This window comes from Brevundimonas sp., assembly GCF_051858995.1.
In the GTDB taxonomy this organism is placed as follows: Bacteria; Pseudomonadota; Alphaproteobacteria; order Caulobacterales; family Caulobacteraceae; genus Brevundimonas.
The window spans coordinates 70,641-82,279 of the sequence record NZ_JBHYGN010000007.1; the positions used below are offsets into that span (position 1 = coordinate 70,641).

Annotated in this window: 8 protein-coding genes and 1 pseudogene; 5 read left to right on the forward strand and 4 right to left on the reverse strand. The window is 69.2% G+C overall.

Going from position 1 to position 11,639, the window contains the following annotated elements; translation table 11 throughout:
- Positions 1–100: 100 nt before the first annotated feature.
- Positions 101–2,194 carry a transglycosylase SLT domain-containing protein gene (locus ACTIEF_RS05055; protein ID WP_439471102.1) on the forward strand — a complete coding sequence of 698 codons (2,094 nt, stop codon included), beginning with the start codon at positions 101–103 and terminating at the stop codon, positions 2,192–2,194.
- 7 nt (positions 2,195–2,201) lie between these two features.
- Here ACTIEF_RS05055 and ACTIEF_RS05060 read toward each other — a convergent pair whose 3' ends face one another.
- Positions 2,202–2,837 carry a TetR/AcrR family transcriptional regulator gene (locus ACTIEF_RS05060; RefSeq protein ID WP_439471103.1) on the reverse strand — a complete coding sequence of 212 codons (636 nt, stop codon included), beginning with the start codon at positions 2,835–2,837 and terminating at the stop codon, positions 2,202–2,204.
- Between the two features lie 223 nt (positions 2,838–3,060).
- Between ACTIEF_RS05060 and ACTIEF_RS05065 the strand changes: the two genes are divergently transcribed.
- Genes ACTIEF_RS05065 through ACTIEF_RS05080 form a run of 4 tightly spaced genes read left to right on the forward strand, consistent with a single transcriptional unit; the run spans position 3,061 to position 7,278 of the window.
- Entirely contained in the window at positions 3,061–4,407 is a 1,347-nt protein-coding gene (locus ACTIEF_RS05065) for a glycosyltransferase family 2 protein (protein ID WP_439471104.1), read from the forward strand.
- Positions 4,379–5,278: a class I SAM-dependent methyltransferase gene (locus tag ACTIEF_RS05070; protein ID WP_439471105.1), complete on the forward strand. Its 900-nt coding sequence runs from the start codon at positions 4,379–4,381 to the stop codon at positions 5,276–5,278. Before ACTIEF_RS05065 ends, ACTIEF_RS05070 begins: the two co-directional genes overlap by 29 nt.
- Positions 5,275–6,072 (forward strand): TrmH family RNA methyltransferase, encoded by a 798-nt coding sequence (locus ACTIEF_RS05075; RefSeq protein WP_439471106.1) that lies wholly within the window; start codon positions 5,275–5,277, stop codon positions 6,070–6,072. The genes ACTIEF_RS05070 and ACTIEF_RS05075 overlap by 4 nt, the downstream gene beginning before the upstream one ends.
- A gap of 54 nt (positions 6,073–6,126) precedes the next feature.
- Positions 6,127–7,278: a S41 family peptidase gene (locus tag ACTIEF_RS05080; protein WP_439471107.1), complete on the forward strand. Its 1,152-nt coding sequence runs from the start codon at positions 6,127–6,129 to the stop codon at positions 7,276–7,278.
- Here the strand turns inward: ACTIEF_RS05080 and ACTIEF_RS05085 are convergent.
- From ACTIEF_RS05085 to dnaE, 3 genes and pseudogenes are all read right to left on the reverse strand, one after another.
- Positions 7,275–7,529: pseudogene (locus ACTIEF_RS05085) on the reverse strand (GFA family protein); the annotation flags it as partial. The gene ACTIEF_RS05080 and the pseudogene ACTIEF_RS05085 sit on opposite strands and share 4 nt — an antisense overlap.
- Positions 7,530–7,639: 110 nt before the next feature.
- Entirely contained in the window at positions 7,640–8,095 is a 456-nt protein-coding gene (locus ACTIEF_RS05090) for a DUF3224 domain-containing protein (RefSeq protein WP_439471108.1), read from the reverse strand.
- Entirely contained in the window at positions 8,095–11,565 is a 3,471-nt protein-coding gene (gene dnaE / locus ACTIEF_RS05095) for a DNA polymerase III subunit alpha (protein WP_439471498.1), read from the reverse strand. Before dnaE ends, ACTIEF_RS05090 begins: the two co-directional genes overlap by 1 nt.
- Positions 11,566–11,639: the final 74 nt, after the last annotated feature.

Below are 11,639 nucleotides of genomic sequence, written 5' to 3' on the forward strand. Positions count from 1 at the left end.
CCTGCGTGGAATTGGGCGACACTCGCCCGTAAGCGAAGCGCCGGAGGGTAGGTTGGCGGTTCAAGGACCGCAACCGCGACGAATGGGAATCGGAAACGTAATGATCGCAACCAGTCTCGCGGCCGCCCTGGCCCTGCTCGCCCCCGCGCCCGAGAGCCTTCTGCCGCAGGAAGTCCCCTACTACGCCTCCGCCCCCGCCGGACCGGTCAGCAATCAGCCGCGCACGCTGAATGATCAGGACACCGCCCTCTTCCGTCAGGGACTGGCCGCTGCCCGGGCGCGCGACGTCGCCGGCGCCCGGGCCGCCATGGCCCAGATCAGTGATCCCGCCGCCCGCAAGCTGGTGGAATGGGCCCTGCTGGACACCAGCGCCGACCGGATGTCGTGGGGCGAACTGTCCGACGCCCAAACCCGTTTCGCCGGCTGGCCGCGCAATGGCAGCCGCATGGAGGCCGTCGAGAAGGCGCTGGACCGCTCCTATGCGGGGCCGGATGCGGCCCTGGCCCTGTTCGGGCGGGATGCGCCGACGACCGTGCAGGGCGCCATCGCCCTGGCGGAGGCGCTGGACCAGCGCGGGCGTGGCGATGAGGCGCGCCGTCTGATCAAGGATTGGTGGCGCACCCGTAGCTTCGACGCGGACCAGCAGGCCCGCATCCTGACCCGGTGGGGCTCGACCCTGACGCAGGACGACCACGAGACCCGTTTGAACATGCTGTTGCTGGGGCCGCACGGCCCGGCGACCCGCGCCATGGTCTCCCTGGTCCCGCCCGAGCGGCAGGCCGTGGCCAATGCGGTGATCGCCCTGCGCACCGCCTACAGCCCCGACGCCATCGTCGCCGGCCTGACGCCGACCCAGGCCCAGGAACCGGCCGTGGCGCTGGAGCGGGTTCGAATCCTGCGATCCCAGAACCGGCAGTCCGAAGCCTTCGACGTGCTGCGCTATCTCCCGGCCGCCCCCACATCGACCGACGCCCAGAACACCCTGTGGTCCGAGCGTCGCAACTACTTCCTTGACGCCCTGCAGGCGCGGAACTGGCAGGGCGCCTATGACGCCTTCAACGGCCACGGCTTCCGATCGGGCGACCGCATGGTGGACGCCGAGTTCTTCGCCGGCTGGGTGGCGCTGACCAAGCTGAACGATCCAGCGCGGGCGGCGCGCCACTTCGAGACGCTGCGCGAATCGTCTTCGACCCCGATCACCCAGGGGCGCGCCCTCTACTGGCTGGGTCGCGCCGCTGAGGCGCAGGGCAATGTCCCGGCGGCGGTGGAGTTCTACCGGGCCGGTTCGCGCCATTTCCAGACCTTCTACGGCCAGTTGGCCGCCGAGAAGGCCGGGCTGACCTCGATCACCCTGCCCGCCGATCCCGAACCCTCGGACGCCGATCGCGCCGCCTTCGAGCGCAACGAGGTGGTCCGCGCCTGGCGCATCCTGGGCGAGACGGGCGAGGCCGCCCTGTTCCGCGTCTTCGCCTACCAGTTGGACGACGACGTCCCGACCCCCGAGCAACTGGCCCTGATGATGGATGTCTCGCGCGGCTACGGCGAGGGATTCACGGCCATGATGATCGGTCGCGCGGCCAGCCAGCGCGGCTATCTGCTGCCCGAGCGCCAGTACCCGATCCGCATGCCGCCGGCCGTGCCGGGCGCCGCGCCGCTGGAGTTCACCCTGGCCATCACGCGTCAGGAATCCAGCTTCGATCCCCGCGCCCGTTCGCACGCCAACGCCCGCGGCATGATGCAATTCCTGCCCGCCACCGGTCGCGGCGTCGCCCGCCAGCTGGGCCTGCCCTTCACCGAAGAGCGGCTCTACGATCCCGACTTCAACATGACGCTGGGCAGCTTCCACCTCGGCGACCTGATGAACAACTTCAACGGTTCGATGCTGCTGACGACCGTGGCTTACAACGCCGGTCCGGCCCGTCCGCCGCAGTGGGTGGCGCGTTGCGGCGATCCGCGCGCGGGCAGCGTGGACCCGGTCGACTTCATTGAGTGCGCGCCCTTCACCGAGACGCGCAACTACATGATGCGGGTCATGGAGAACATGTCGATGTACAAGGCCCGGCTGAACGGCGGGACCGCGCCGCTGAGCCTGTCGCAGGACATTCGTCGTGGCGTGCCGCGCGGGCCGCAGGCCTATACGGCGGTGGCCGGCGAGGAGCCCCTGCGGACGCCCGAAGGTGATCCCGGCGAATAGGCCGGGTTCAGCCCTTCGGCTTGAGCAGGCCCGCGAACAGGCCTTCCAGCAGGGTCGTCACCAGCTGGTCGCGGTCGACCCAGTCGAAATAGGGCTTGGCGATCATCAGCGAGATGACCCCGTGGCCGCCCGCCCAGAAGGCCTGGGCGGCGGTCCGTGCGTCGCCGCGCAGACGCCCGGCGGCTTCTAGCTCGCTGACGACCTGCTGGAAGGTGTCGAACAGCTCGGCGCCCATCTCGCGCGCCGCCGACTGGGGCCCTTCCCGCAGCTCCGCCGGGCGGGTCATGTAGACCAGCCGGTAGGCGTTGGGGTTGGAGAAGCCGAAATCGACGTAGGCCCGCATCATCTCGCGCATGCGCTCTTCGGGCGACCCGGCCTGTTCGATCGCGGCGCGGTTGGAGGCCAGCAGAGACTCGAAAGCCTGCTGGCAGATCTCCTGCAGGATCTCCCCCTTCTCGGAGAAGTGCATGTAGAGGGCGGTCGAGGACAGGCCGACCTCGTCGGCGATCTTGCGGATCGTCGCGCCCTCATAGCCGTGCTCGACAAAGATGCGCTCGGCGGCGGCCAGGATTTCCGCCCGGCGCTCATGGCCTTCGCCCTTGGGCTTGCGGGCGGATCGGGAAGTGACAGGGATGGCGGTCACGCGCGGCTCCGATGGTCTGGGTCCTGAATAGCGGCTTTCGTGGGCGCGCGCCAAGCGGTTGCGGTCAGGGACCTGGTTGCGTTAACCATTCCGTGTGCAATCTTCCTTGAACACTGAAAACGGGAATTCGGGGTGTGAAACCCCCACGGCGGGGCTTTCGCCGGCACTCAGCGCTGCCCGGCGCAGCCTATCCCTGACCCAATGGGCGCTGGTTCTTCTGTGTATGGCGGGCGGGGTCTGGATCCTCGGCCACGCCTCGGCGGAGACCTGGCGAGGGCTGACGGCGGCGACGGGACTGGGCTTCCTGTTCGTCGTGGCCTGGCGGTGTCTGCTGATCGTGGTCGGGCGCCGGAAGGCGACGGAGATCGCCTCCCCCGACCTCTGGCCCCGCTACACGATCCTGGCGGCCCTGCACGACGAGGCGGAGGTGGTCGGGCAACTTATCCAACGGCTTTCAGCCATCGACTATCCCGCCGACCGCCTGCAGGGGATGCTGGTGCTGGAGGCGCATGATCATGCGACGCGTGAGGCCGCGCTGGCGGTGGCGCGTCCAGTGTGGCTGGAGGTCTTTGACGCCCCGCCGGGCAAGCCAGGCACCAAGCCGCGCGCCCTGAACTGCGCCCTGCCCCACGCCACCGGAGACCTGCTGACCGTCTATGACGCCGAGGATGCGCCGGACCCGGGTCAGTTGAAGGAGGCCGCCAGTCGCTTTCTGGCCGATGCGGGTGGACAACTGGCCTGTCTGCAGGCGCCGCTCCGCATCCGTCCGGCGCGCGGTTCGCGCACCCCCTTCATCGACCGGCAGTTCGCCGCCGAATATGCCAGCCTTTTCGAGATCGCCCTGCCCGGCCTGACGCAGATGGGGCTGCCCTTCCCTCTGGGCGGCACCAGCAATCACTTCCGGGTGGATGTGCTGAGAGCCATCGGGGCCTGGGATTCGTGGAATGTGACAGAGGACGCGGACCTCGGCTTCCGGCTGTGGCGCAATGGCTGGCGGATGGGCGTGATCTCGCGGCCGACGTGGGAGACGCCGCCCGGCGACCTGCACGACTGGCTGCCCCAGCGAACCCGTTGGCTGAAGGGCTATATGCAGACCTGGGGCGTGCATACGCGCGACCTGCTCGGGCTGGGGCCGCGCGGCCTGTTCGCTCTGATCATGACGCTGGGCGTCGGCCTGGCCTCGGCGGCGCTGTACGGGCCGACCCTGTGCTGGGTTCTGGCCTCGGTGCTGGTGGCGGGGGCGGCGGGGCTGTGGCCCGAGACATCGAGCCTCGCGCTCAGCGTTCTGGTGCTGGGCGCCGCGGCGGCCTGGCTGTCCTGCATCCTCGGCGCGCGACGGGCGGGCGTGCCCTATGGCCCGTGGGACATGATCGCGGCGCCCGCCTACTGGAGCCTGCTCAGCCTCGCCTTCACCCAGGCCCTGTGGCGGCTGGTGGTCGAACCCTTCGCTTGGGACAAGACCCGGCACAGGCGCGAGGTCCCGGCGGGCGCGGATCACGGCGCGCTGGACGAAACGGGGCCGCACGGCCTATCAGCGGGCCATGTCCCCGCGCCTGAACCCGTCGCCTGAAACGCTCTTCACCCGAGGTTGGGAAGACTACGCCCTGCTGGACAGTGGCAATGGGCTGAAGCTCGAGCGCTACGGCCGCTTCACCGTGGTCCGGCCCGAGCCCCAGTGCTTCTGGGCGCCGCGCGATCCGCAGGCCTTCGAGCGCGCCGACGCGACCTTCGCCCCGCAGGCTCAGGACGAGGATGACGACGGCCGCTGGCGCTTCGCGGGCAAGCCGGTTGAGACCTTCCCGCTGGCCTGGCGCGATGTGCGCTTCACCGGCCGCTTCACCCCCTTCCGCCACCTCGCCTTCTTCCCGGAGCAGGCGGCGAACTGGGAGTGGCTGGATGCGCGCGTCCGCACCCTGAAGCGCCCGAAGGTGCTGAACCTGTTCGGCTATACGGGCGTGGCCTCGCTGGCCTGTTCGGCGGCGGGCGCAGAGGTGACCCACGTCGACGCCTCCAAGAAGTCCGTCGCCTACGCCCGCGAGAACGCCGAGCAGTCGGGGCTGGCCGACCGCCCGATCCGCTGGATCGTCGAGGACTGCCGCAAATATGTGGCGCGTGAGGTGCGTCGGGGCTCCAAGTATGACGGCATCATTCTCGATCCGCCGAAGTACGGGCGCGGGCCGACCGGCGAGGTCTGGCGCCTGTTCGAGGACCTGCCGGGACTGCTCAAGGACTGCGCGGCCCTGCTGTCCGACGACGCCTCCTTCCTGCTGCTGAACGCCTATGCGGCTCGCATCTCGGGCCTGTCGTTGGCCCATCTGATGGCGGAGGCTACGGCGGATCGTGGCGGCGTGATCGACTGGGGCGAATTGGCCCTCGCCGAGCATGGACAGGACGGCCGGGCCATCGGCCTGAGCTTCTTCGCCAGATGGAGCGGCCAATGAGTGACCGCCTGATCACCTCCCTGACCAATGACACGGTCAAGGCCGTGCGCGCCCTGAACATGCGCAAGGAGCGCGAGAACACCGGGCGCTTCCTGGCCGAGGGGCTGAAATTCATCGGTGAGGCGCTGGATCAGGGCCAGACGCCGAAGCTGCTGCTGGTCGGGATGGAGGCGCGCGAGCATCCGCTGCTGGACCGCGCCAAGGCCGAGACCCGCAAGGCCGGCGGCGAGGTAGTGGTGGTCACCCACCCGATCCTCGAGAAAATCAGTCGCCGGGACAATCCGCAGACCGTGCTGGGCGTCTTCGAACAGGTCTATACGCCCCTGTCCGCCATCAACCCGAAGAGCGCGCCCTGCTGGGTGGCGCTGGAGCAGGTGCGGGACCCGGGCAATCTGGGGACCATCATCCGCACCGCCGACGCGGCGGGCTGCGGCGGGGTGATCCTGATCGACGACTGCGTGGACCCCTACTCCACCGAGGCGGTGCGGGCGACCATGGGCTCGGTCTTCGCCGTGGCCATCGCAAAGGCGACGACGGCCGAGTTCATCGCCTGGCGGCAGTCGTGGCCGGGCAGCGTGATCGGGACCCGGCTGGACGCGACCCACGGCTATCGCGACGCCCCGGTCCAGCATCCGGCCCTGATCCTGATGGGCAATGAGCAGGCGGGGCTGACGGACACGCTGGCCGCGGCCTGCGACGTCAACGTCAAGATCCCCATGCGCGGGCGGGCCGACAGCCTGAACCTGGCCATCGCCACCGGCGTGATGGTCTATGCGGTGACCGACGCCGCCTGAAGGTGACGGGAGTTTCACTTGCCGGGACGGTCCGGGCGGTGAAGCTTCGCGGCCATGCGCATCCTCCTGCTCCTCGCCGCCCTCCTGCCCTTCGCGGGCGCCGCTCAGGCCCAGACGGCTGAGCTGCCGCCCGAGGCGTACCGGGCTGACGCCCTGTCCATCGAGGGGCTGATCAACAGCCAGTACGCCTATCCGGAGCGCTTCCCCGGCGGGGTCATGCCCATGAGCGACAGGCTGCGGGCCGAGGCGGCGGCGGTGCACGACCGGTCCAGCCTGCTGCGCTACGCCGGGCACGCGATCACGGCCCTGGCCGACCACCATGCGATCACCGGCAGCGCCTTCAGCGACGATTGGGGGCTGGTCCCCAGCTATTCGGACCTCTGGATTGAGCGGAACGGCGCGGTCTGGCGGATCACCGCCGTGCGGGAGGGCTCTCCGGCGGAGGCGGTGGGCGTCCGGGTCGGCGAGACGCTGGACGCGGTCGGCGGCGTGGCCACGGGCGAGGCGGTGCGGGCCTTCTGGGCTGAGCTGGGACTGGAGTCGGGCGGCGAGCGGGACGGCTATGCGGCGCGGGTGCTGGCGGCGGGGCGGCGGGACCGGGCGCGGGACCTGACCGTTTCCGGACGGCGGCTGAGCCTGCCGAACCTCTATATGGCCTCGACGGACTGTCCGCCGCTGACGGTGAGCGAAGCCGGGGACCGGCTGACGGTTCGGTTTAACGACTCGCTGGGCGACAGCGCGACCATCGCGGCCTTCGATGCGGCCATGGCGCGGGTGCGGCCGGGGCAGACGGTCGTGCTGGACCTGACCGACACCGCCAGCGGGGGCAACACCTCCGTGGCCCGGGCGGTTATGGGCTGGTTCGTCAGCGAGGCCCGGCCCTATCAGGTCCACAACCTGCCAGCCGAGGAACGCGAGACCGGCGTGCCGCGGCAGTGGGTCGAGCAGGTCCTGCCCCGGCCGGGCAAGTGGTTCGGGGGACCAATCGTGGTGCGGGTCGGACGCTGGACCGGCAGCATGGGCGAAGGGCTGGCGGTCGGGATGGATGCGCTGGGCGCGCGGGTCGAGGGCTACCGGATGGCGGGCCTTCTGGGGGCCGTCTACGACCTGCGGCTGGAGCACTCCGGGCTGGTGATCAAGATCCCGGTGGAGCGGCTGTACGCCGTGGACGGGACGCCGAGGGAGGCGTTCGTTCCCAGCCGCTAGAAGCCGCGCCCATCCACTCTTTGTGCTTTCCAATCAAAGGGTTCGAGGTCGGTCAGGGTGCGGATGTTGACCGCGACCATGGGCTGGCCGCTGGGCGTCTTGCCCTCGGCGAAGGCCTGGACGCCGCAGGTGTCGCAGAAGCGGTGCTGGATGTTGTGGGTGTTGAAGGTGTGGGTGCTGAGCGCGCCCTCGCCCGCCGTCAGCCGGAAGGCGTCCGGAGCGAAGAAGTTCAGCACCAGCCCCTTGCGGCAGCAGTGCGAGCAGTTTCACTCGACGAGGCCCTGAAGGTCGGTATCGACCTCATAGGCGACGGCGCCGCAGTGGCAGGAGCCTTGATGGGGCTGGACCTCGGTCATCGCGCTCACTCCGTCGGCAGGGTGTAGTCGAGGACGTAGCGGTGCTCGCCGTCCGCGATGGTGAGGTGGAAGACGCCGGTCAGGCCCTCAAGTTCGCCCGTGCCGGATCCGGGCACGACCGTGATCAGGAGGTCCTGCGCGCCGCCATCCATGAGGCCCCGGTGAACCAGCATGAAGGTCCCGGTCCGGCCATCGATGGCGCCGCGCACCCGCTCCATGGCGACGTAGGCGCCGGACTGGCCGGGAGCCATGGTGGCCAGCATCTCGCCCTCCCCGGTTCCGGCGATCCCGCCGTGGAAAGTCTTGGCCAGGGTCATGCGGCCGGGCACGTCAGGCGCGGCGCCCTCGGCGGGGGCGACCGGGGTGATGGAGACGGTGAACGTCCCGCTGGCCTGATGGGACACAGCAGCCTCCTGTGGCGTGAGAGCGAGGGTGATGGCGGCGAGGACGGGCGCGAGCATCACGCGTCCTCGAGATAGCTGACGCCCGGAGCGGACTTCAGGGCGCCGCGCAGGAGGCCGTCGAGGCGATAGCGGCCGGGCAACTTCATCTCGACCTCGCGACGGCCGTCGAGGGAGGCGACGAGGAAGACCTCCCCGCCCTTGCCGCCCCCGGCGGCGGCGCGCTCCAACCGGGTGCGCAGGGCCTCGGCGTCGGTGGCCCGGGCCGAGACGTGGATGCGCAGACCCATCTGGCCGTCGTCGATGAGCGTATCGAGACGGCTGGCGTCATCGCCGAAGAAGCGCACCTCGCCGTCCGAGCTCTTGGCCCGCACCTTGACCATGACCGAGGCGCCCGTCTCCAGCACGTCACGGCATTTGCGCAGCTGTTCGGGCGGGAACAGGCATTCGAACTCGCCGGTCGGGTCCGAGAAGGTGACGAAGGCGAATTTCTCGCCGGTCTTGGCGCTGGCCCGCTCCTGACGGCGGCGGACCACGCCGGCCATCATGAAGGCCTCGTGGCCGCTTTCGGCCAGGGCGGTGGCCTCGGCGACGAAGGTGACGCGCTTGCGCTTCAGCGCCGGGGCCATGTCCTCCAGCGGGTGGCCGGACAGGTAGAAGCCGACGGCGGCCAGTTCCTGGTCCAGCTTCTCCGGCCCGACCCAGGGCTCGGTCGGAGACAGGCGCGGACGGCCCGCGGCGACCTGATCGCCGCCGAACAGCGAGACCTGGGACGAGGCGCGCTCGGCGGCCACGCTCTGGCTGTAGGCGATCAGTTTGTCGGCCTGTTCGAACAGCTGGCGGCGGTTGGTGTGGAAGCTGTCGAAGGCGCCGGCGCGGGCCAGATTCTCCAGCGCGCGCTTGTTGACGAATTTCGGATCGACCCGTTCGAGGAAGTCGAAGATGTCGCTGAACGGCCCGCCCGCCTCGCGCACCTCGACGAGGTGCTTCATGGCCTCAAGGCCTACGTTGCGGATGGCGCCCAGGGCGTAGAGGACGGCGCCCTCGGGCCCATCCTTGCCCTCGCGCCATTCGACGTCGAAGTCGGCCGAGGAGCGGTTGACATCCGGGGCCTTCACCGGGACCTCGAAGCGGCGGCAATCCTGATAAAAAACAGCCAGTTTGTCGGTGTTGCTGAGATCGAGGCTCATCGAGGCGGCGAAGAATTCGACCGGATGGTTGGCCTTGAGCCAGCCCGTCTGGAAGGAGATCAGGGCGTAGGCGGCGGCGTGCGACTTGTTGAAGCCGTAGCCGGCGAACTTGGCCACCAGATCGAAGATGCCGCCCGACTGGGATTCCGAAACCCCCTTCTCGGCCGCGCCCTTGACGAAGCGGAGGCGCTGGAAATCCATCTCCTCCTTCTTCTTCTTGCCCATGGCTCGGCGCAGCAGGTCGGCCTCGCCGAGCGAGTAGCCGGCCAGGATCTGGGCGATCTTCATCACCTGTTCCTGGTAGATGATGACGCCGTAGGTCTCGGTCAGTGTCTCCTTCAGCGTGTCGTGGAGATAGTCGACCTCGGCGCGGCCGAACTTCCGGTCGATGTAGGTGTCGATCATCTCCATCGGCCCGGGCCGGTAGAGGGAGATCAGGGCGGTGATCTCTTCAATCGACCCGCAGCGCATCTTGCGCAGGGTGTCGCGCATGCCCTGGGATTCCAGCTGGAACACCCCGACCGTCTGGCCCGAGGCCATCAGCTCATAGGTCTTGGCGTCATCCAGCGGCAGCTGGTTCCAGGTCGGGGCCAGGCCGCGCCGGGACAGGTAGCCGTGCGCGCGGTCCAGGGTGGTCAGGGTCTTCAGGCCGAGGAAGTCGAACTTCACCAGACCCGCTGGCTCGACCCATTTCATGTTGAACTGGGTGGCCGGGATGTCCGAGCGCGGGTCCTGATAGAGGGGCACCAGCTCGGTCAGGGGGCGGTCGCCGATGACGATGCCGGCGGCGTGGGTGGAGGCGTTGCGGTACAGTCCCTCCAGCTCCAGCGCCGTCTCCAGCAGATTGCGCACCGCCGGTTCGGCGTCGCGGGCCTCCTTCAGGCGCGGCTCCAGCTCGATGGCCTGGGCCAGGGTGACCGGATTGGCCGGGTTGTTCGGCACCATCTTGCAGAGACGGTCGACCTGGCCGAGCGGCATCTGCAGCACGCGGCCGACGTCGCGCAGCACGGCGCGGGCCTGCAGGGTGCCGAAGGTGATGATCTGGGCGACCCGGTCCTTGCCGTAGTGCTGCTGGACATAGGTGATGACCTCTTCACGCCGCTCCTGACAGAAGTCGATGTCGAAGTCGGGCATGGAGACGCGTTCCGGGTTCAGGAAGCGCTCGAACAGCAGGCCGAACCGCAGGGGGTCCAGATCGGTGATGGTCAGGGCCCAGGCGACCAGCGAACCGGCGCCGGAACCCCGCCCCGGCCCGACCGGGATGTCATGGTTCTTGGCCCATTTGATGAAGTCCGACACGATCAGGAAGTAGCCGGGGAAGCCCATCTGGGTGATGATCCCGACCTCCCATTCGAGGCGGTCCCAATACTCCTGCTCGGGCACGGCAGGGGTGACTTCGGTCAGGCGGACCCTCAACCCCTCGCGCGCCTGATGGGCCAGTTCGTCAGGTTCCGAGCGACCGGCGCCGGTGTCGAACCGAGGCAGGATCGGCGCGTGGGTCTTGACCAGGAAGGCGCAGCGGCGGGCGATGTCGATGGTGGTGTCGCAGGCCTCGGGCAGGTCGGCGAACAGCTCGCGCATGGCGGCGGGGGTCTTGAACCAGTGCTCGCCGGTGACGCGGCGGCGATCTTCCTGACCGGTGAAGGCGCCGTCGGCGATGCACAGCAGGGCGTCGTGGGACTTCGCCTGCGAGGCCTTGGCATAATAGACGTCATTGGTGGCGACCAGCGGGACGTCGTTCTCATAGGCCCAGGCGACGAGATCGCGCTCGGCCTGGGCCTCCATCGGCAGGCCGTGCCGCTGGAGCTCGACGTACATCCGGTCGCCGAAGGTGGCGAACATCTCGTTCAGCGCCGCGTCGCCGTCGCGGATCTTGCCCTGCACATAGAGGGGATTGATCGGGCCGTCGGGGCCGCCGGTCAGCAGCAGCAGGCCTTCGGAATGCTCGACGACGGTGTTCCATGGCACGCCCGGCTCGTCGGTCGGGGCGATGTCGAGGTAGGCCGAGGACGACAGCTTGCAGAGGTTGAGCCAGCCGGTCTCGTTCTGGACGATCAGGACGACGGTCGGGACCTTGGTCCAGCGGTCGGTCCCCTGCCCGCCGATGCCGGTGACCGGCAGGGCGCAGGCGACGATGGGCTGAACGCCCGCATCCTTGGCGGCCTGGCTGAACTCCAGCGCGCCGAACAGGTTGGCGCGGTCGGCCACGGCGACGGCGGGCATGCCGTTGTCCGCCGCCATCTTGGGGATCTTGCCCGCCTTGATCGCGCCTTCCAGCAGCGAATAGGCCGAGCGGACCCGCAGGTGGATGAAGCCCTGACTGTTCAACGCCTCGCTCACCGCGCCGTCACTCCGTTCGTCCGCCATCCGGTCATGGTGAACCGAGTCTCACATCCGGCCCGCCGGAAACACCG

Coding starts and splice junctions, on each gene's coding strand:
- ACTIEF_RS05075 (WP_439471106.1), top strand. CDS start 5,275: ATGAGTGACCGCCTGATCACCTCCCTGACCAATGACACGGTCAAGGCC.
- ACTIEF_RS05055 (WP_439471102.1), top strand. CDS start 101: ATGATCGCAACCAGTCTCGCGGCCGCCCTGGCCCTGCTCGCCCCCGCG.
- ACTIEF_RS05090 (WP_439471108.1), bottom strand. CDS start 8,095: ATGCTCGCGCCCGTCCTCGCCGCCATCACCCTCGCTCTCACGCCACAG.
- ACTIEF_RS05070 (WP_439471105.1), top strand. CDS start 4,379: ATGTCCCCGCGCCTGAACCCGTCGCCTGAAACGCTCTTCACCCGAGGT.
- ACTIEF_RS05080 (WP_439471107.1), top strand. CDS start 6,127: ATGCGCATCCTCCTGCTCCTCGCCGCCCTCCTGCCCTTCGCGGGCGCC.
- ACTIEF_RS05065 (WP_439471104.1), top strand. CDS start 3,061: ATGGCGGGCGGGGTCTGGATCCTCGGCCACGCCTCGGCGGAGACCTGG.